The sequence below is a fragment of the Janthinobacterium sp. RA13 genome (assembly GCF_000745325.1).
In the GTDB taxonomy this organism is placed as follows: Bacteria; Pseudomonadota; Gammaproteobacteria; order Burkholderiales; family Burkholderiaceae_D; genus Janthinobacterium; species Janthinobacterium rivuli.
Map to the genome: position 1 here is coordinate 4,368,928 of NZ_JQNP01000001.1, position 18,754 is coordinate 4,387,681.

The 18,754-nt window shown below is 59.3% G+C and carries 21 protein-coding genes; 14 read left to right on the forward strand and 7 right to left on the reverse strand.

Annotated features, from left to right (window positions below; genetic code table 11):
* The first annotated feature begins 310 nt into the window (after window positions 1-310).
* The 14 genes from mnmG to FG13_RS19315 all read left to right on the forward strand — a co-directional run bounded on the left by mnmG (window position 311) and on the right by FG13_RS19315 (window position 13,259).
* Window positions 311-2,260, forward strand: coding sequence for a tRNA uridine-5-carboxymethylaminomethyl(34) synthesis enzyme MnmG (mnmG, locus tag FG13_RS19250; RefSeq protein WP_035823458.1), 1,950 nt, complete (start codon window positions 311-313; stop codon window positions 2,258-2,260).
* Entirely contained in the window at window positions 2,257-2,901 is a 645-nt protein-coding gene (gene rsmG / locus FG13_RS19255) for a 16S rRNA (guanine(527)-N(7))-methyltransferase RsmG (RefSeq protein WP_035823460.1), read from the forward strand. Before mnmG ends, rsmG begins: the two co-directional genes overlap by 4 nt.
* 158 nt (window positions 2,902-3,059) lie before the next feature.
* Complete coding sequence (locus FG13_RS19260; protein ID WP_034752687.1) at window positions 3,060-3,830, forward strand: ParA family protein; 771 nt, start codon at window positions 3,060-3,062, stop codon at window positions 3,828-3,830.
* A 64-nt stretch (window positions 3,831-3,894) separates the two neighbouring features.
* Complete coding sequence (locus FG13_RS19265) at window positions 3,895-4,782, forward strand: ParB/RepB/Spo0J family partition protein (protein ID WP_035823462.1); 888 nt, start codon at window positions 3,895-3,897, stop codon at window positions 4,780-4,782.
* 269 nt (window positions 4,783-5,051) lie between these two features.
* The gene (locus FG13_RS19270; protein WP_035823464.1) at window positions 5,052-5,420 is read left to right on the forward strand and encodes an ATP synthase subunit I; all 369 of its coding nucleotides are present in this window, start codon (window positions 5,052-5,054) and stop codon (window positions 5,418-5,420) included.
* A 51-nt stretch (window positions 5,421-5,471) separates the two neighbouring features.
* Complete coding sequence (atpB, locus tag FG13_RS19275) at window positions 5,472-6,281, forward strand: F0F1 ATP synthase subunit A (protein ID WP_051959258.1); 810 nt, start codon at window positions 5,472-5,474, stop codon at window positions 6,279-6,281.
* A gap of 59 nt (window positions 6,282-6,340) precedes the next feature.
* Entirely contained in the window at window positions 6,341-6,619 is a 279-nt protein-coding gene (atpE, locus tag FG13_RS19280; protein WP_034752695.1) for a F0F1 ATP synthase subunit C, read from the forward strand.
* A 43-nt stretch (window positions 6,620-6,662) separates the two neighbouring features.
* Window positions 6,663-7,133 carry a F0F1 ATP synthase subunit B gene (locus tag FG13_RS19285; RefSeq protein ID WP_034752697.1) on the forward strand — a complete coding sequence of 157 codons (471 nt, stop codon included), beginning with the start codon at window positions 6,663-6,665 and terminating at the stop codon, window positions 7,131-7,133.
* Between the two features lie 2 nt (window positions 7,134-7,135).
* A complete protein-coding gene (locus tag FG13_RS19290) occupies window positions 7,136-7,681 on the forward strand; it encodes a F0F1 ATP synthase subunit delta (RefSeq protein ID WP_034752699.1) in 546 nt (181 codons plus the stop codon).
* A gap of 78 nt (window positions 7,682-7,759) precedes the next feature.
* Complete coding sequence (gene atpA / locus FG13_RS19295) at window positions 7,760-9,301, forward strand: F0F1 ATP synthase subunit alpha (protein ID WP_034752701.1); 1,542 nt, start codon at window positions 7,760-7,762, stop codon at window positions 9,299-9,301.
* A 62-nt stretch (window positions 9,302-9,363) separates the two neighbouring features.
* Window positions 9,364-10,239, forward strand: a complete 876-nt coding sequence (atpG, locus tag FG13_RS19300) for a F0F1 ATP synthase subunit gamma (RefSeq protein ID WP_035823466.1) — start codon at window positions 9,364-9,366, stop codon at window positions 10,237-10,239.
* 29 nt (window positions 10,240-10,268) lie between these two features.
* Window positions 10,269-11,669 carry a F0F1 ATP synthase subunit beta gene (gene atpD, locus FG13_RS19305; RefSeq protein WP_034752705.1) on the forward strand — a complete coding sequence of 467 codons (1,401 nt, stop codon included), beginning with the start codon at window positions 10,269-10,271 and terminating at the stop codon, window positions 11,667-11,669.
* Between the two features lie 62 nt (window positions 11,670-11,731).
* Complete coding sequence (locus FG13_RS19310; protein ID WP_034752707.1) at window positions 11,732-12,151, forward strand: F0F1 ATP synthase subunit epsilon; 420 nt, start codon at window positions 11,732-11,734, stop codon at window positions 12,149-12,151.
* A gap of 139 nt (window positions 12,152-12,290) precedes the next feature.
* Entirely contained in the window at window positions 12,291-13,259 is a 969-nt protein-coding gene (locus FG13_RS19315; RefSeq protein WP_035823467.1) for an IS1595 family transposase, read from the forward strand.
* 18 nt (window positions 13,260-13,277) lie between these two features.
* On the opposite strand, the gene rsgA is transcribed toward FG13_RS19315, so the two are convergent.
* The 7 genes from rsgA to FG13_RS19345 form a co-directional block, all read right to left on the reverse strand.
* Window positions 13,278-14,342, reverse strand: a complete 1,065-nt coding sequence (gene rsgA / locus FG13_RS19320) for a ribosome small subunit-dependent GTPase A (protein ID WP_035823468.1) — start codon at window positions 14,340-14,342, stop codon at window positions 13,278-13,280.
* 276 nt (window positions 14,343-14,618) lie between these two features.
* Window positions 14,619-15,173 carry a hypothetical protein gene (locus FG13_RS19325; RefSeq protein ID WP_035823470.1) on the reverse strand — a complete coding sequence of 185 codons (555 nt, stop codon included), beginning with the start codon at window positions 15,171-15,173 and terminating at the stop codon, window positions 14,619-14,621.
* Between the two features lie 63 nt (window positions 15,174-15,236).
* On the reverse strand, window positions 15,237-15,608 hold the full coding sequence (gene speD / locus FG13_RS19330) for an adenosylmethionine decarboxylase (protein ID WP_035823472.1): 372 nt from the start codon (window positions 15,606-15,608) through the stop codon (window positions 15,237-15,239).
* A 2-nt stretch (window positions 15,609-15,610) separates the two neighbouring features.
* Window positions 15,611-15,781, reverse strand: coding sequence for a hypothetical protein (locus tag FG13_RS30715; RefSeq protein WP_157814714.1), 171 nt, complete (start codon window positions 15,779-15,781; stop codon window positions 15,611-15,613).
* Window positions 15,778-17,241, reverse strand: a complete 1,464-nt coding sequence (locus FG13_RS19335) for a DUF4178 domain-containing protein (RefSeq protein ID WP_035823474.1) — start codon at window positions 17,239-17,241, stop codon at window positions 15,778-15,780. Before FG13_RS19335 ends, FG13_RS30715 begins: the two co-directional genes overlap by 4 nt.
* A 21-nt stretch (window positions 17,242-17,262) precedes the next feature.
* The gene (locus FG13_RS19340) at window positions 17,263-18,300 is read right to left on the reverse strand and encodes an SPFH domain-containing protein (protein WP_035823476.1); all 1,038 of its coding nucleotides are present in this window, start codon (window positions 18,298-18,300) and stop codon (window positions 17,263-17,265) included.
* Window positions 18,301-18,326: 26 nt separating this feature from the next.
* A complete protein-coding gene (locus FG13_RS19345) occupies window positions 18,327-18,713 on the reverse strand; it encodes a DUF350 domain-containing protein (protein WP_081922834.1) in 387 nt (128 codons plus the stop codon).
* Window positions 18,714-18,754: the final 41 nt, after the last annotated feature.

Consider the following 18,754-nt stretch of genomic DNA (forward strand, 5'->3'; position numbering starts at 1 on the left):
TCCTTATACAGAGCGGGCCGTCCCGGTGTGTTCCCATGATGGGGGAGGCCGTCCTCCTGGATGATCGTCCCGTTGGCCACTGGCGTGACCACGAATGCAGACGATGCGGCAATTGTAGCAAACATTGTCCAGTGCCGCACCTCCATCCTGGATGCGATTCGTGTTCCACGTGAAACAGAAAACACCGTTGACTTGCCACTGCTGAGTAAAAATTAAGCAAAAATTGGCCGTTGCAAGGTTGCGCTTGCAAAAAGACTCTATAATCGGAGCTCTCTTCCCGCATTTTTACTTGCACTGTTACCTATTTATCATGTTATTTCCTACAGAATTCGACGTCATCGTTGTCGGTGGTGGTCACGCCGGTACCGAGGCGGCCCTCGCTTCCGCCCGCATGGGGCAGAAGACGCTATTGCTCACGCATAATATTGAGACACTGGGCCAGATGTCGTGCAACCCTTCCATCGGTGGCATCGGCAAGGGCCACCTGGTTAAGGAAGTCGATGCCATGGGCGGCGCGATGGCGATTGCCACCGACGAGTCCGGCATCCAGTTCCGCATCCTGAACTCTTCGAAAGGCCCGGCAGTTCGCGCCACGCGCGCCCAGGCCGACCGTCTTTTGTACAAGGCCGCCATCCGCACGCGCCTGGAAAACCAGCCTAACCTGTGGCTGTTCCAGCAAGCCGTCGATGACCTGATCGTCGAAGGTGACCGCGTCGTTGGTGCCGTCACGCAGATCGGCCTGAAGTTTCTCGCGCGCGCCGTGGTGCTGACGGCCGGTACTTTCCTCGACGGCAAGATCCACGTGGGCTTGAACAATTACTCGGCCGGGCGCGCCGGCGACCCACCCTCCATTTCGCTGTCGGCCCGTTTGAAAGAGCTGAAGCTGCCGCAGGGTCGCTTGAAAACGGGCACGCCGCCGCGCATCGATGGCCGCACGATCGACTTTTCCGTGATGCAAGAGCAGCCGGGCGACCTCGATCCCGTGCCCGTGTTTTCCGTGATGGGCAACACGTCCATGCACCCGCGCCAGGTACCGTGCTGGGTCACGCACACGAATAGCCAGACGCATGACATCATCCGTGCCGGCCTCGATCGCAGCCCCATGTACACGGGCGTCATCGAAGGCGTCGGCCCCCGTTATTGCCCCTCGATCGAAGACAAGATCCACCGTTTCTCGGGCAAGGAATCGCACCAGATCTTCCTCGAGCCGGAAGGCTTGACGACGCACGAGTTCTATCCGAACGGCATCTCCACGAGCCTGCCGTTCGACGTGCAGATCGCCCTGGTGCAGTCGATGAAGGGCATGGAAAACGCCCACATCCTGCGTCCCGGCTACGCCATCGAATACGATTATTTCGACCCGCGCGGCTTGAAGGCGTCGCTGGAAACGAAGGCCGTCGCCGGCCTGTTCTTCGCTGGCCAGATCAACGGCACCACCGGCTACGAGGAAGCGGCCGCGCAAGGCATGCTGGCGGGCCTGAATGCGGCCTTGCTGACGCAGGACAAGGAAGCCTGGGTACCGGGCCGCTCCGAGGCTTATCTGGGCGTGCTGGTCGACGATCTGATCACCCAGGGCGTGCAGGAACCGTACCGCATGTTCACCAGCCGCGCCGAGTACCGTTTGAGCCTGCGCGAAGACAATGCCGACATGCGTTTGACGGAAATCGGCCGCGCTTTGGGCTGCGTCGGCGACGCCCAGTGGCAAGCCTTCGAGACCAAGCGCGAAGCGGTGGCGCGCGAACTCGAGCGCTTGCGTTCCACGTGGGTCAATCCGCGCATCCTGGCGGCTGCGGAATCGGAACGCATCGTCGGCCAGGCCATCGAGCGCGAGTATTCGCTGGCGGACTTGCTGCGCCGCCCGAACGTCGCCTACGACACCCTGATGAGCATGACGGGCATGGAAGGCCAGGCCCTGGCCGGCCCCGGCGTGGAGGACCCTGCCGTGCGCGAACAGGTGGAAATCCAGCTCAAATATGCGGGTTACATCGAGCGCCAGAGCAAGGAAATCGAGCGCCACGAACACTATGAAAACCTGGCTTTGCCGGAAGGTTTCAATTACCTGGATATCGGCGCGCTGTCGGTCGAAGTGCGGCAAAAACTCGACAAGCAGCGCCCTGAAACCCTGGGCCAGGCCTCGCGCATTTCCGGCGTGACGCCGGCGGCCATTTCGCTGCTGCTGGTGCACCTGAAAAAGCGCGGTTTTGGTGCAGGTCAGGCCGAAATACAGACCACCACTTTAAAGGACGAGGTTGTTGAATGAAGCAGTTTGACCGGGCCGCATTGGCCCCTATTTTGAATGAAGGCATTGCCGCGCTGGGGCTCGACCTGAGCGCGGATCAGACGGAAAAACTGCTCGATTACCTGGCCTTGCTGGCCAAATGGAACAGCGTGTACAACCTGACGTCGGTGCGCGATCCCCTGCAGATGCTGACCCTGCACGTGCTCGATTCGCTGGCCGCCGTGCCGGCGTTCGCGGACGCCAAGAATGTGCTCGACGTGGGCGCCGGCGGCGGCTTGCCGGGCATGGTTCTGGCCATCGCGCGGCCTGATATTAAAGTGTCGATGATCGACACGGTGCATAAAAAGACGGCATTTTTGACGCAAGTGAAGGCGGAACTGGGCTTGAGCAACGTCACCGTGTACACGAAACGGGTGGAACAGCTGGAAGTGCAGCAGAAATTCGACGTGATCACCTCGCGCGCCTTTGCCGACCTATCCGACTTCGTCAACTGGTCGAATCACGTGCTGGCCGAGGGTGGGCAATTCATCGCCTTGAAAGGGGTGGCACCGCCAGACGAGAGAGAGCGACTGCCGGCGGACTGGCAAGTGACGCAATTACGAGCGATTCAGGTGCCAGGGCTAAATGCAGAGCGTCATCTGGTATTTATAGCAAGAATTTAAAAGCCGGAAAATAAATGATATAAACAATTTATACGGTATAAATTATATAAACCATATAAACGATTTATATCGTATAAATGAAATAAACAGTATAAATCGTTTCGGCCAGATGCCGGGGCGCATGATGAAGTTTGCATCTCTTTACAACTAGAAGATACATGGCCAAAATTTTTTGTGTAGCAAATCAAAAGGGTGGTGTTGGTAAAACCACAACAAGCGTCAACCTCTCCGCCGGTCTGGCCAAATTGAACCAGCGCGTGCTGCTGGTCGACCTCGACCCGCAGGGCAATGCGACCATGGGCGCCGGCATCAACAAGGCCGGCCTGAAGGCGTCGACCTATGAAGTCATGCTGGGCGAGTCCGATGTCAAAACGGCACGCCAGCGTTCGGAAGCGGGGCGCTTCGATGTCTTGCCGTCGAACCGCGAGCTGGCCGGCGCCGAAGTGGAGATGGTCGAACTCGACAACCGCGAACGCCGCCTGAAGGATGCGCTGGCCGAAGTGGACGGCGAATACGATTTCATCCTGGTAGATTGCCCACCGGCATTATCGATGCTGACCCTGAACGGCCTGTGCGCCGCGCATGGCGTGATCATCCCGATGCAGTGCGAGTACTACGCATTGGAAGGCTTGTCCGATCTGGTCAATACCATCAAGAAGGTGCATGCCAACCTGAACCCGGATCTGAAGATCATCGGACTCTTGCGCGTGATGTTCGATCCACGCATGACATTATCACAACAAGTGTCGGCCCAGCTGGAACAGCACTTCGGCGACAAGGTATTCAATACCATCATCCCGCGCAACGTGCGTCTGGCCGAAGCGCCATCGTACGGCCTGCCCGGCGTGACCTTCGACCCCAGCTCGAAAGGTGCCCAGGCGTATATCGCCTTCGGCGCCGAGATGGTCGAACGCATCAAACATATGTAAACAAGGGGCGAGCGTCTGCACATCAAGATGTAAGCGCTTACTCGGAAAACACGATTAGGACAGCATGGCTACGAAAAAATTAAAAGGACTGGGTCGCGGACTCGACGCCCTGTTGGGCGGCGGCGGTGGCGACTTCGCCAGTGCGGACACGCATCAACCGTCGAACTTGCCCGTGTCGCAAATGCAAGCCGGCAAATACCAGCCGCGCACGCGCATGGACGAGGGGGCTTTGAACGAACTGGCCGCCTCGATCAAGGCGCAAGGGCTGATGCAGCCGATCCTGGTGCGCCCGATCGGGCAAGACACCTTGAGCGGGCTTGTCAAATATGAAATCATCGCCGGCGAACGCCGTTTCCGCGCGTCGCAACTGGCCGGCCTGACGGAAGTGCCGGTGCTGGTGCGCGACGTGGACGACCTGGCCGCCGCGGCCATGGCGCTGATCGAGAACATCCAGCGCGAAGACTTGAATCCGCTGGAAGAAGCGCAGGGCATTCACCGCCTGATCGCCGACTTCAGTTTTACGCATGAGCAAGCGGCCACTGCGCTGGGACGCTCGCGCAGCGCTGTGTCGAACCTGTTGCGTTTGATGAACCTGGCCAGTCCCGTGCAAACCATGTTGATGGCCGGCGATATCGACATGGGCCATGCGCGCGCGTTGCTGGCCGTCGATGCGGCCAGCCAGATCACGCTGGCCAACCAGGTCGTGGCCAAGCGCCTGTCCGTGCGCGAAACGGAAAAGCTCGTGACGCGCACGGTCGAGGAAGCGGCCAACCCGGTCGAGCCGCGGCAGAAGGAAAAGTCCGGCGACATCGCGCGCCTGGAAGAAGAGCTGTCCGATGCGCTGGCCACGCCCGTGGTGTTCAAGATGGGCAACAAGGGCCGTGGCCAATTGGTGATTGATTTTGCCGATCTTGACGTGCTCGATGGTTTGTTGACCCGCTTGCGTGGTTAAATAGCAAGCTGCAAAGGCAGGGGAGCTGCGGTGTGGACAATCCGGCCATGCTTTCCGGATGGACCACGTGATTCCTTGATAACACGGCTGGAAGCGGCCAGACAAGCGGCTTTGCCATATAGTGGTGCAAAAGGCGGCGAATAGTCGGTAAAGCGTCAGTTTCACGCAGCAATTGCCCTGCTGCGGTGCAGCAACGTTTGACTCTATAGATCAAAGCCAACTATAATCCCGTGTCTTTGCGTGTGTAGATTTTTCTGGGAACTTGGCAATTGAGTGATTCACAACAAAGTATTGCCAAGCCAGTCTACAAAGTAGTTGCATTGCAGCTAGCAATCGCTATCAGCTTTGCCACGGTCACCCTGTTTTTTGGTGGCAATGTCAGAGGCTGGTCCGCCGCATACGGCGGCGCTATCGCAGTCATCGGTAGCCTGGTGTATGCCCTGTTGGTGGTTCGCGGTTCTAGCGACGCCAACAAGGCATTCCGGGCGCATTTGCGCGCAGAAGTGGTGAAAATATTTATCACAGCGGTGCTGTTTATATTGGCACTGGTGTTGTTTCAGTCGGCCGCCTGGTTATGGCTGATCTTGGGTTTCGCGGTGGCAACCTTAGCATACTGGTTTTCATTGCTCGCTGTTTAATCATTGGTTTTGGGGCCTGTTGAGCTCTGAAACGACAAATCTAAATTCATTATGACCACAGAACACGCTATTGAAGCGGGCCATGCTGCCCCGGCCAACGCCACAGAATACATCAGTCACCATCTGGCCCACCTGAGAAGTGCCGACGGCATGATCAATCTGGATACGTTCTGGATTTCGGCCATTCTGGGCTTTGTTTTCCTGGCTGTTTTCTATATGGCGTCGCGCCGCGCGACGGCTGGTGTCCCTGGCAAGTTGCAAAACTTCGTCGAAATGGTCATGGAAATCGTCAATGACACTATTAATGGGGCCTTCCACGCGAAAAGCAAGGTCATCGCGCCGCTGGCCATCACTATTTTTGTGTGGGTCTGGTTGCTGAACGCGATGGACTTCCTGCCGGTTGACCTGTTGCCGAAGATCCTGAGCTGGTTTGGCGTGCATAAACTGCGCGCCGTGCCGACCGCCGACGTCAACCACACCTTCGCCATGTCGCTGTCGGTCGTGTTGTGCGTGATCGCCTTCTCGATCAAGGCCAAGGGCCTGGGCGGCTGGATCAAGGAACTGTTCACGGCACCGTTCCATGCGAATGGCCTGATCGCCACGATCGCCCTGGCACCTGTCAATTTCTTGCTGCAAATGGTTGAGCTGGTTGCAAAACTGATCTCCCTGTCGCTGCGACTGTTCGGCAATATGTATGCCGGCGAACTGATTTTCATCTTGATCGCGTTGTTGCCTTGGTGGGCACAGTGGGCGTTGGGTGGTCCATGGGCAATTTTCCATATCTTGATTGTAACTTTGCAAGCTTTTGTGTTTATGGCGTTGACGGTTGTGTATCTGAGCCTCGCGGTTGAGAAACATTAATCATTAACTTTATATTTTGTTTTTTTAGTATCTTTCGTTTTTAAATTTAGGAGAATTTTATGCAAGCTCTGATCGCACAAGTACAAAGCATGACCGTTCTGGCAGCAGCAATCATCATCGGCCTGGCCGCAATCGGCACCGCTCTGGGCTTCGCTATCTTGGGTGGCAAATTCCTGGAAGCTTCGGCACGTCAACCAGAACTGATGCCACAACTGCAAACCAAACTGTTCGTTATCGCTGGTCTGCTGGATGCTATCTCGATGATCGGCGTTGGTGTTGCTCTGCTGTACACGTTCGCTAACCCGTTCCTGTCCGCTCTGACGGCTGTTGCTCAGTAATTCGCTCCAACCCTAGGAGAAACTTTTAGTTAGGAGCAAAGGTATGGACATCAATATGTCGCTCATCGGCCAGATGATCACCTTCGCGGTGTTGGTCTGGTTCTCGATGAAGTTCGTATTTCCAGCGCTGAACAACGCGCTGGATGAGCGTGCCAAACGAATCGCGGATGGATTGGCTGCGGCCGATCAAGGTCAGGCTTCGATGGCAGTCGCTGAAAAGCGTGCGCAAGAGGCATTGAACAGTGCACGTGAAGAAGCGTCGCAACGCGTTGCGGACGCTGAAAAGCGCGCGCAGCTGGTTGCTGAAGAGATCAAGCAAAATGCACAAGCTGAAGCTGCGCGTATCATTGCGCAAGCCCAGTCGGACGCCGAACAGCAACTGTCGAAAGCACGCGAACAATTGCGCGCTCAGGTGGCTGACCTGGCTGTCAAGGGTGCCGAGCAGATCTTGAAGCGTGAAGTTAACGCTACGGCTCACGCCGAAATGTTGCAGCGTCTTGCTGTCGAGCTGTAATCATGGCAGAACTCGCAACCGTCGCCCGTCCCTACGCGGAAGCTTTGTTCCGCGTAGCCCAAGCTGGTAAGGAGTCAAGCAACCTCGCGGCGTGGTCCGAGCTGGTGTCCGAACTGGCACAGATCGGTAGCCACCCCGAGGTACAGGCGTACGCGCGCAATCCGAAAGTTTCGGAAAGCGACGTCGCCGCCACCATCCTGTCGTTGTTGAAATCGCCGCTCAATGAGGAAGTGAAAAACTTCGTCACGATGTTGATCGAAAATGGCCGCATCAGCCTGCTGCCGGAAATCGGCGCGCAATTCCATGCCCTGAAAAATGGCCTGGAAGGTGCGGCTGACGCCGAGATCACGAGCGCTTTCGATCTGAGCGAAGGCCAAACGGCCGAGCTGGTCGCAACGCTGGAAAAGAAATTCAGTCGTAAGCTCAACCCTGCCGTCACAGTGGATCCATCGCTGCTCGGCGGCGTGCGCGTGGTCGTTGGCGACCAAGTGCTCGATACCTCGGTGCGCGCCAAGCTGCAGCAACTGCACGCTGCACTGGTGTCGTAAGACACGCGCTTCGGCAGGCCAGCTTAGACAGACCCTTACCCCTCGCGCAAGCTGAGAGAAACACTTTTAGGAGTTAGTATGCAACTCAACCCATCTGAAATCAGCGAGTTGATCAAGAGCCGGATCCAAGGTCTTGACGGCGGCGCTGAAGTGCGTAATCAAGGCACGGTTATTTCCGTCGCCGACGGTATCTGCCGCATCCACGGTTTGTCGGACGTGATGCAAGGCGAGATGCTGGAATTCCCAGGCAACACGTTTGGCCTGGCAATGAATCTGGAACGCGACTCCGTCGGTTCCGTGATTCTGGGTGCCTACGAGCACATCTCCGAAGGCGACACGGTGAAATGCACCGGCCGCATTCTGGAAGTGCCAGTCGGTCCTGAGCTGCTCGGCCGCGTTGTCAACGCGCTGGGCCAGCCGATCGACGGCAAAGGCGCCATCGAGACCAAACTGACGGCCGCGATTGAAAAAATCGCACCGGGCGTGATCGCCCGTGAATCCGTTTCGCAACCAATGCAAACCGGCCTGAAGTCGATCGATGCGATGGTTCCAGTTGGCCGCGGCCAGCGCGAACTGATCATCGGCGACCGTCAAACCGGCAAGTCGGCTGTGGCGATTGATGCGATCATCAATCAAAAAGGCCAGGGCATGAAATGTATCTACGTCGCGATTGGCCAAAAAGCCTCGTCGATCAAGAACATCGTGCGCTCGCTGGAACAGCACGGCGCGATGGAATACACCATCGTTGTCGCCGCTTCCGCTTCGGAATCGGCCGCCATGCAATACATCTCGCCGTACTCCGGTTGCGCCATGGGCGAATACTTCCGTGACCGCGGTGAAGATGCCCTGATCGTCTACGATGATCTGTCCAAACAAGCTGTTGCATACCGTCAAATCTCGCTGCTGCTGCGCCGTCCACCAGGTCGCGAAGCGTACCCAGGCGACGTGTTCTACCTGCACAGCCGCCTGCTGGAACGCGCAGCACGCGTGAACGCCGACTACGTCGAGAAGTTCACCGACGGCGCCGTCAAAGGCAAGACCGGTTCCCTGACGGCACTGCCGATCATTGAAACGCAAGCTGGCGACGTGTCCGCATTCGTTCCAACCAACGTGATTTCGATTACCGACGGTCAGATCTTCCTGGAAACCTCGCTGTTCAACGCCGGTATCCGTCCTGCAATTAACGCCGGTATTTCCGTATCGCGCGTCGGTGGCGCCGCCCAGACCAAGGTCATCAAAAACCTGTCCGGTGGTATCCGTACCGACTTGGCGCAGTACCGTGAACTGGCCGCATTTGCGCAGTTCGCTTCGGACCTCGATGAATCGACCCGCAAGCAGCTGGACCGTGGTGCCCGCGTGACGGAATTGCTCAAGCAAGCCCAATACTCGCCACTGTCGATCTCGCTGATGGCCGTATCGCTGTTCTCGGTGAACAAAGGCTTCATGGACGACGTGCCAGTCAAGCAAGTGCTGTCGTTCGAAGCTGGTGTCCACGCTTACATGAAGACCAAGCAAGCTGCTCTGCTGGCCAAGATCGAAGAAACCAAGCAACTCGACAAAGACAGCGAAGCAACTCTGTCGGCGGCCATTGCTGATTTCAAGAAATCCGGCGCATATTAAGCGGCCAGGCGGCGCCCACCTTGAGTGAGGCGCCGCCCTACGCGCAGAAGGAGTAAGGACTCATGGCATCAAGCAAAGAGATACGAGGCAAGATCAAGAGCGTAGAGAATACGAAGAAGATCACCAAGGCGATGGAAATGGTCGCCGCGTCCAAAATGCGCAAGGCGCAAGACCGGATGCGGGCCGCTCGTCCCTACAGTGACAAGATTCGGAATATCGCCGCCAATCTGGCGAATGCCAATCCGGAATACACGCACCCGTTCCTGGCAGCTGCCCAGGGTACGCAAGCGAAGGCAGTAGGTTTCATCGTTGTGACGACCGACAAGGGTCTGTGCGGCGGCATGAATACCAACATCCTGCGCCAGGTGACGTCGAAGTCGCGCGAGCTGGAAGCAGCTGGCAACCGGATTGAAGCAGTTGCCATCGGTAACAAGGGTTTGGGTTTTTTGAATCGCATCGGCGTCAAGATCGTCGCCTCTGCCATTCAGACTGGTGATACGCCCCATCTGGAAAAATTGATCGGACCCGTCAAGGTCATGCTCGAAGAGTTCCAGGCTGGCAAGCTCGACGCAGTGTATCTGTGCTACACCAAATTCATCAACACGATGAAGCAGGAACCAGTGGTCGAACAGCTGCTGCCTTTGACGGCTGACAAAATGGTCGCCGACAAGAGCGCACACTCGTGGGATTACATCTACGAGCCGGATGCACAAAGCATCATCGACGAATTGCTGGAGCGCTATGTAGAAGCGCTGGTGTACCAGGCAGTCGCGGAGAATCTGGCGTCCGAGCAATCGGCACGGATGGTCGCGATGAAAGCTGCAAGCGACAACGCGGGTAGTGTGATCGGCGAATTGAAGCTGATCTACAACAAGACCCGCCAAGCTGCGATTACCAAAGAACTCTCCGAAATCGTCGCCGGTGCGGCTGCGGTTTAAACGAATTTAACTATATTGAAGGAACGAACATGGCTGATGGCAAAATCGTTCAGTGTATCGGCGCTGTGGTGGACGTTGAGTTTCCCCGCAACGCGATGCCTAAGGTATTTGATGCCTTGAAGATGGCAGGCTCGGAACTGACCCTGGAAGTACAACAGCAGTTGGGCGACGGCATTGTCCGTACCATTGCACTCGGCTCGTCCGATGGCCTGCGTCGCGGCATGATGATTCAGAACACCGGCAAACCTATCATGGTGCCAGTCGGTAAAGCAACCCTGGGTCGCATCATGGACGTGCTGGGCAACCCGATCGACGAATGCGGCCCCGTGTCGCACGAGCAGATCGCGTCGATCCACCGCACCGCTCCTGCATACGACGAACTGTCGCCTTCGCAAGAACTGCTGGAAACCGGCATCAAGGTGATCGATCTGGTGTGCCCGTTTGCAAAAGGCGGTAAAGTTGGTCTGTTCGGCGGCGCTGGCGTAGGCAAGACCGTGAACATGATGGAACTGATTAACAACATCGCCAAAGCGCACAGCGGCGTGTCCGTGTTCGCCGGTGTTGGTGAGCGTACGCGTGAAGGTAACGACTTCTACCACGAGATGGCTGACGCGAAAGTGGTCGATCTGGAAAATCCAGAGAACTCCAAAGTGGCGATGGTCTACGGTCAGATGAATGAACCGCCAGGTAACCGTCTGCGCGTCGCGCTGACCGGCCTGACGATCGCTGAATCGTTCCGTGATGAAGGCAAGGACGTTCTGTTCTTCGTCGACAACATTTACCGCTTCACGCTGGCTGGTACCGAAGTGTCGGCACTGCTGGGCCGTATGCCGTCGGCTGTGGGTTACCAACCGACCCTGGCTGAAGAAATGGGCCGTCTGCAAGAGCGTATCACGTCGACCAAGACCGGTTCGATCACCTCGATCCAGGCCGTCTACGTTCCAGCCGATGATTACACCGATCCGTCGCCTGCTACCACGTTTGCTCACTTGGATTCGACCGTTGCGCTGTCGCGTGACATCGCTTCCCTGGGTATCTACCCAGCCGTGGACCCACTCGATTCGACCTCGCGTCAGCTCGATCCGTTGATCGTTGGTCAAGAGCACTATGACACCGCGCGTGCCGTGCAAACGACCCTGCAACGCTACAAGGAATTGCGCGACATTATCGCGATTCTGGGTATGGACGAGCTGGCACCGGAAGACAAACTGCTGGTCGCCCGCGCACGTAAGATGCAGCGTTTCCTGTCGCAGCCTTTCCACGTCGCTGAAGTCTTTACCGGCGCGCCTGGTAAATACGTTTCGCTCAAAGACACGATCAAGGGCTTCAAAATGATCGCTTCGGGCGAACTCGATCACCTGCCGGAACAAGCGTTCTACATGGTCGGCACGATCGAAGAAGCAATCGAAAAAGCCAAGAAACTTAACTAAGTTAAGTCTGGGCCTAACCCCGCCCCTTACAAGGCGGGGTTCTTCAACCCGATAGGACACACATGGCACACACAATTCACGTTGACGTGGTTTCCGCTGAAGAACTGATTTTTTCAGGTGAAGCAGAATTCGTCGCGTTGCCGGGTGAACAAGGCGAGCTGGGTATCTACCCACGCCACACGCCTTTGATTACCCGCATCCGTCCGGGCGCGGTCCGCATCAAGGTAGTCGGCCAGGCTGAAGAAGAGTTCGTCTTCGTTGCCGGCGGCCTGCTGGAAGTGCAACCGGATACCGTGACCGTCCTGGCCGATACCGCGATCCGCGGTCACGACCTCGACGAAGCGAAAGCGCTGGAAGCGAAGAAGTTGGCGGAAGAAAATATCCACAACAAGGATTCGGGCATCGACTACGCGCAAGCGCAAGCCGAGCTGGCCAGCGCGATTGCGCAACTGGCAGCGATCCAGAAGCTGCGCAAGATGTAATTCATCTGCGCCGCACAAGAAAGGCAGCCTTCGGGCTGCCTTTTTTTTAGGCTCTGTCATCGGCAACTAGGGGAAATTCTGGAATCTTCCCTGGACTGTGCTGTCTGACTCTGCATATCAATCACGCAGGGAGCAGATCATGCGGCCAGCCGAATGGATCACCTTGATTGCGCAGTTTGCTCAGTTGAGCCAGCGTCAGCGGCAAGCAAGCATTGCCCTGCTGTGTGGCAGCGCGCCACACGACGCGACCATCGCGCTGCTGGAAAGTGTGGTCCAGCCGCGATTGGCCTGTCCCGCCTGCCATTCAGAGCACCTGCATCGGCACGGTCATGCGCACGGCTTGCAGCGCTACCGCTGCGTGCCTTGCGGACGCACCTTCAATGCGCTCACCGGCACGCCGTTGGCCCGCTTGCGCCATAAATCGCTGTGGCTCGATTACGCCGATTGTCTGCTGGCATCGGATTCCGTACGCAAGGCGGCTAGCCAACTGGGCGTGCACCGCAACACCACGTTTCGCTGGCGCCACAGGTTTTTATCGCTGGCAAAGACGGACCGGCCGCATGGCCTGCATGGCATCGCCGAGGCCGACGAGTTATATCTACTGGAGTCGGAAAAGGGATCGCGGCATCTGACGCGTCCGGCCCGCCGCCGGGGCGGCCATGCCCACAAACGCGGCATATCGAGTGAGCAGGTCTGCATCCTGATAGCGCGCGACCGCACGGGCCAGACCCTGGACTTCGTCACAGGCAAAGGGGCATTGACGAAAGCGCAGCTGCATCATTGCCTGTTACCCGTTATCGACAAGGACGTCTTGTTGGTCACCGATGGCCATGCCGCCTATCGGGCTTTTTCCAGGGAAGCGGGCATCAGTCATCAGGCCGTCAACTTGCGCGCCGGCATCCGCGTGCAGGGCGCCGCCCATGTGCAGAACGTCAATGCCTATCACAGCCGTTTGCGGCAATGGCTGGGTCCGTTTCATGGCGTGGCGACGCGCTACCTGCCGAACTACCTAGGATGGCGCTGGATACTCGACGCCAGGCGTATCCGCTCACCGGAAACGTTATTGAAAGCAACGCTGGGCGCATTCCCACATTTGACGGTGACATAGCCTTTTTTTATGCAGAAATCAGCGGCGCTTGTCCTTGCCCCTTTCCAGTCCCGCCTTCAATACCGTCTTCCACCTGGCGCGCGCGGCGATGCGCTCGAGCGGCGTCTCGTCGATACGGCGCGCGTCGCGCAGCAGCTTGTGATAATTGCGCAGGCGGTCCCCATCGACGGCGCCGCGCACGGCGCAACCGGGCTCGCTGGCATGCCGGCAGTCGCGGAACTGGCACGTCGTCGCCAGCGCCGCGATGTCGTCAAATGTGGCCGCCAGCGTATCCGCATCGGCATCGGCGCGCCAGCTGCGCAAGCCCGGCGTGTCGATGATGCAGGCGCCGCTGGCGCACAGGTGCAGCGAGCGGGCCGTCGTCGTATGCCGGCCGCGCCCGTCGCCATGGCGCACGCCGTTGGTCGTTTGCTCCGTCGCGCACAAGGTATTGGTCAGGCTGGACTTGCCGGCGCCCGATGAACCGAGCAGCACCAGGGTCTGGCCAGCATTCAACCACGGTGCCAGGATGGCCACGTCATATGCATGCCGCGTATCGATGGCAAACAGGGGCACGTGGGGCGGCAGGCGCTGTCTGAGCTGCGCCAGCTTGCCCGGCACGTCGTCGGCCACGTCGGCCTTGCTCAGCACCACCACGGGGCTGACCTGGGCCGCCAGCACGATGGACAGATAGCGCTCCAGGCGGCGCGGGTTGAAATCCTCGTCCAGTCCCATCACCAGCAAGGCCGTATCGACATTGCTGGCGAGCAGTTGGCGCCGGCCGTCATTGCCGCGCCGGGCGATCTGCGTGACTGGGGATAAGTGCGCCGTTATCCACAGCGTAGCGTGCGCGTCGGCTTCGGCGGCGACCCAGTCGCCCACTGTGAGGATATGGTCCTGCGCCTGTAGCGCGTGCAGCAGGCGCGGCAGGATTTGCGCCGGCTGTTCCAGGATGCCGTCGTGCACGCCGATGCTGTCGCGGTGCACGGCGCAAACGCGCAGCAGTTGGGCGGTTGGGGAAGAGAGTTCGAGTTGGGTGGCTGCGCTGGCGATGGCCTGCTGCAGCCCGATAAGGCGTAGTTGCGCAAAATCGAATGCGATCATGGTAGCGTGATTCCAGATTCTGTCGTCCGCGTGCGGACATGCAGCCTGCGCGTGCAGGCACCGCCAGTCGCCATGACTGGCACGAAAGAAAGGGAACGTCGGCTACGCGATCACGCGTATGGGGAGTTGCGGGCCAAGAGCCTTAGCGGAGAAAAACGGTGATCAGGCAGCCGACAGCACGGCAGTATCCGAATGGCGCATGTTGTCTACTCCTCACGTGTGATGGAAAACCCCAGTGTGCCAGCGGCGTGCGCCGGCGTCAACGGAAGGTGTGGCTCAGCTGCACATGCCGTAAGCCTGGCGCTCGGGGAAGTAGCGGTAGGTAAAGGTGCGCACCGGATAGCGCTTGCCGGCGACGAGCATGTCGGGCATCGACAGGTCAAAGCGCTGCGGCAGCTGGCGCGGCAGTTGCAGGCGCAGGCGCCACTGGGTTTCGGCGCTTGAACCGACGGCGGAAAACATGATGGGCAGCTGCTCGATGACGTCGACGATTTCCGCCTTGCGGTTCATGCCGCGCTGGTAGATGGTCAGCACTTTCGCTTCGGCGAAGGGGGGCTTTTTCGGCTCTTCCAGCAGGAAGGACAGGCGCGTGAAACTGGCTTGCGTGCCGATGGGAAGCGTAAAAATCAGCGCCAGCTCCGTGCCGCCTTCCTTCAGGGTGACGGGTGGCGTGGCATACACGCTGATACCGCGCGGCAGCTCGAAGCGTGAACCCTCCGTCCACGTCTTGCACTCGGGCGTGGTGGACTGGTACAGGCTGGGCGCCGTGTAGTCGTTGCAGGCGGAAACCAGCAGCAGCAGGGGCAGGGCAAGCAGGGCGGAACGGCGCATGGAAGTCACGGTTGGGAGATGAGCCGACAGTGTAAGCGATCCCCCCGCGATCCACCAGCGGGCTTATGCTTGCCCGGGTGGCGCGCGCCGCACGGACTGCAGCTGGCAGTGCGCCGCCTGCAGCGCGTCCTTGATGGCGTCGAGCGCCAGTTGCGGCCGCGCCGCGCCGCACATGAAGATATCGACGGCGGCAAAGCCGCATTCCGGCCACGTGTGGATGGAGATATGCGACTCGGCCAGCAGCACCACGCCGGTGACGCCCTGGCCGGCGCCAAAGCTGTGGAAATGGCTGTGCAGTACTTGCGCGCCAGCCGCGACGGCCGCATCGCGCAGCAGGCGCTCGAGCGCGGCGCAGTCACGCAGGCGTTCCGGCGCGATGTCCGACAAATCGGCCAGCAAATGGGTGCCCAGGGGCAGATGCGGTGTGGCTGCCATGCTTACTTGTGGCTGCCGCCGCTGGAGCCGCCGCCATAGCTGCCGCCGCCGCTGCCCGTACGCGAACTCCAGCTGCTGCCGCTGCTGCTGCCGGCCACCTTGAACATGCGCACCCAGTTGGCGGCCGTGACACTGAAGGTCACCATCAGGGCATAGATCACGTATTTACTCATGGGGGATTCTTTGCATTCTTGTCGAGAAAAGCGGCGGGCAGGAACAGCGCCAGGCAGCCCAGCAAACTCCACATCAGGGTGCTGGAGAACGAGACAAACATCGGGATCGCATTCAGGACCAGCACGATGACGATGAAGACCTTGGCGATGCCGCGATGGCTCAGCTGGATATTCGTCGTTTTGCTGGCGCCATGGAAGGCGGCGCCGAACCAGGCGGCCATCTGGTCATAGGCGACGGGCACGGAGCGCGACCAGGTCATTTCCTCACCGGTGAGCTCCGCCGCCAGCTTGGTCTGCCCCTGCTCGAATTCATGCACATGCGTGCTGTCGCCGACGGCCACTTTCCAGTTGAAGGCGCCCGCCGCATACACGACCTGCGAGCCGTAGTCATACAGTTTGCGGTAGGTGGCGCCATCGAGCGTGCAGGTAGCGGCGTCCAGCGATGCCCAGTTGGGCCAGTTCGGCAGCACGTTCGAGCGCGACCAGCCATCGTCCGTCTCCACCAGCCAGAAGAAGCCGGCGCGCGCGTTGTACAGCAGGTATTCGTTCCACTCGCTGCCTTCGTCGTCGGCGCGGCGCATCATGCCGATCACCGTGAAATCGACATTGCTGATCTTTGCGCTGGCGCCCAGTTCCAGCGTGATGTCGGCGTTGTCGTGCACCTGCTTGCCGATGGCCAGCACTTGCGCTTCCTGGCCGCTGGCGTCGAGCTGCGCATGGCAGGCGGGGCACACGAGTTGCGCCGCCGCGCCAGGTACGTACTTGATGCCGCTGCCGCAGGACGGGCAGTCGAGCGCATCGAGCTTGCCGCGGTATTTGCCGGCGCTTTTGGCGATGGCATCGTCGTCGCGCAGCAGCTGGCACTGCAAACTATCCAGGGTGACGGCGACGCCCTGGTAGACGACCGGTTGCGGACCATCCGTGTAGTCAAGCGTGACAAAGCTGGCGTAGTTGCGGAAGTCCGCCACCTGGATGCGCCAGCCGGCGCCCACCTTGAACGGCAGTTCGCCCTGGCCGGCGATGCATTCCGCGTTGCGGATCTCGGCCGCCGTGTATGGCTCGCCGCAGATCGTGTAGCGCTTGCCCGGCGCCAGCTCGCCAAAGACGGGTAAGCTACCTTGCGTGCTGCGCTCGCGCGTCAAGGTGTACAGGCCGGATGAGTCGCCCAGCCACGCCGTGCTTGTATCGTCGAACAGCAGATACCACTCGTTCCACGTGCCGGCGCTGTAGCGCTGCTGGATGCGGCCGACGACGGTGAAGTGCACGCCATCGTGCACGCCGGCCGTGCCGATCTGGATCGGCGTATAGTCTTCCAGGACGGCCGACATCTTGCCCACGTCCCTGACGGAATCGGCGTCCTTGAGGATGGTGCTGTGGCAGTACTCGCACACGGCGAGCACGGAAGCATGTGAGCGGAAGTGAACTTCCGCGCCGCAGCTGGGACAGGAAACAGTTTGCATGCAGTCGTATTTCGCTAATATTTAGCCGATCAGTTTTTTCAGCAGTTCAGCCTTGGCGCCGTCGTAGTCGGCCGGCGAGATGAGACCCTTGTCGAGCAAGCCCTTGAGTTTTTCCAGGCGCGCTTCGATCGGCACTTCCGCAGGAGCCGGTGGCGCCGCAGGTGCGGCCGGAGCCGGCTGCTGCAGCGCGCCGCCCATGCTTTGCGCCATCACCTGGCCGATCGACAGCCCGGCGCCCAGTCCCGCACCGATGCCGGCCATGCCGCCTTCGTTTTGCGCCGCCAGCGGAATCGCATTGGCCACCTGGAATTTCGTAAAGCCGCTCATCTTGTCTGCGCCCAGGCCGCCCTTCATGCCGGCCGAGATGCGCTCGTCGAGCGCCGCCTGCAATTCCTCGGGCAGGCTGATGCTGGCCACGTTGAATTCGTCGAGACCCACGCCATAGCGGGCAAACGCCTGCGCCAGGCCATCCTTGACTTCCTGCGCCATCAGCGCCTGGTTGGCCGCCATGTCGAGGAAGGGAACGTTCGCGCCACCCAGCGAGCTGGCCATGCTCGACATCAAAATACCGCGTAATTGATCTTCCACCTCGTCGCGCGTATAGACTTCGCGCGTGCCACTGATCTCGGTGAAGAAGGTGCGGGCGTCGGCGATGCGGTACGAGTACATGCCGAAGGCGCGTACGCGGATCATGTCGAAATCCTTGTCGCGGATGGTGATCGGCTGCGGCGTGCCCCACTTGCGGCCCGTCTGCACGCGGGTGCTGAAGTAATACACGTCCGACTTGAACGGTGAATCGAACAGCTTGTCCCAGTTTTTCAGATTGGTCAGCAGCGGTAAAGTCTGCGTCGTCAGCTTGTGCGTGCCGGGACCGAAGACGTCGGCGATCTTGCCTTCATTGACGAAGACGGCGACCTGCGATTCGCGCACATTCAGGATGGCGCCGTTCTGGATCTCGAAATCCTGCATGGGGAAGCGCCAGGCCAGTACGCCTTCCGTCTCTTCGTTCCATTGCAGTACATCGATAAACTGCTTCTTGATAAAGCTGCCGAGGCTCATGATGGTGTCCTTGATGAGGTAAAACGTCAGGAAATGCAGGCGGCGTTGATGGCGCCGATCGACAGGGAAATGGCGGCCAGCAAGCCGCCGAAAGCGCTGTTGTTCGATTCGATCTGGTCCTTCGACATGCGCAGCAAACGCGTGGTGACCACATAGGCGAGCAATTGCACCACCATGGCGCCGAAGGCCCAGGCGAAGAATTGCTGGTAGCCGGCCGTGTGCATCAGGGACGAGGCGATGGTGGCGGAAAAGCCCAGCAGCGCGCCGCCCAGCGACAGGGCCGCCGCCTGGTTGCCCTGGCGGATCAGCAGCACTTCGTTATACGGCGTGACGCGCGTGTAGATGATAAAAAATACAATCAGCAGCGCGGCGGCCAGTAAAAGGTGGATCAGATAGTTTAGGATGTCGGGCACGGCATTCCTCGCAATGAGCATTTGATAACGTCAACGCATAT

Bases quoted from the DNA above. Each gene is read 5' to 3' on its own strand.
- mnmG (WP_035823458.1), top strand. From the start codon at position 311: ATGTTATTTCCTACAGAATTCGACGTCATCGTTGTCGGTGGTGGTCAC.
- rsmG (WP_035823460.1), top strand. From the start codon at position 2,257: ATGAAGCAGTTTGACCGGGCCGCATTGGCCCCTATTTTGAATGAAGGC.
- FG13_RS19260 (WP_034752687.1), top strand. From the start codon at position 3,060: ATGGCCAAAATTTTTTGTGTAGCAAATCAAAAGGGTGGTGTTGGTAAA.
- FG13_RS19265 (WP_035823462.1), top strand. From the start codon at position 3,895: ATGGCTACGAAAAAATTAAAAGGACTGGGTCGCGGACTCGACGCCCTG.
- atpB (WP_051959258.1), top strand. From the start codon at position 5,472: ATGACCACAGAACACGCTATTGAAGCGGGCCATGCTGCCCCGGCCAAC.
- atpE (WP_034752695.1), top strand. From the start codon at position 6,341: ATGCAAGCTCTGATCGCACAAGTACAAAGCATGACCGTTCTGGCAGCA.
- FG13_RS19285 (WP_034752697.1), top strand. From the start codon at position 6,663: ATGGACATCAATATGTCGCTCATCGGCCAGATGATCACCTTCGCGGTG.
- FG13_RS19290 (WP_034752699.1), top strand. From the start codon at position 7,136: ATGGCAGAACTCGCAACCGTCGCCCGTCCCTACGCGGAAGCTTTGTTC.
- atpA (WP_034752701.1), top strand. From the start codon at position 7,760: ATGCAACTCAACCCATCTGAAATCAGCGAGTTGATCAAGAGCCGGATC.
- atpG (WP_035823466.1), top strand. From the start codon at position 9,364: ATGGCATCAAGCAAAGAGATACGAGGCAAGATCAAGAGCGTAGAGAAT.
- atpD (WP_034752705.1), top strand. From the start codon at position 10,269: ATGGCTGATGGCAAAATCGTTCAGTGTATCGGCGCTGTGGTGGACGTT.
- FG13_RS19310 (WP_034752707.1), top strand. From the start codon at position 11,732: ATGGCACACACAATTCACGTTGACGTGGTTTCCGCTGAAGAACTGATT.
- FG13_RS19315 (WP_035823467.1), top strand. From the start codon at position 12,291: ATGCGGCCAGCCGAATGGATCACCTTGATTGCGCAGTTTGCTCAGTTG.
- rsgA (WP_035823468.1), bottom strand. From the start codon at position 14,342: ATGATCGCATTCGATTTTGCGCAACTACGCCTTATCGGGCTGCAGCAG.
- FG13_RS19325 (WP_035823470.1), bottom strand. From the start codon at position 15,173: ATGCGCCGTTCCGCCCTGCTTGCCCTGCCCCTGCTGCTGCTGGTTTCC.
- speD (WP_035823472.1), bottom strand. From the start codon at position 15,608: ATGGCAGCCACACCGCATCTGCCCCTGGGCACCCATTTGCTGGCCGAT.
- FG13_RS30715 (WP_157814714.1), bottom strand. From the start codon at position 15,781: ATGAGTAAATACGTGATCTATGCCCTGATGGTGACCTTCAGTGTCACG.
- FG13_RS19335 (WP_035823474.1), bottom strand. From the start codon at position 17,241: ATGCAAACTGTTTCCTGTCCCAGCTGCGGCGCGGAAGTTCACTTCCGC.
- FG13_RS19340 (WP_035823476.1), bottom strand. From the start codon at position 18,300: ATGAGCCTCGGCAGCTTTATCAAGAAGCAGTTTATCGATGTACTGCAA.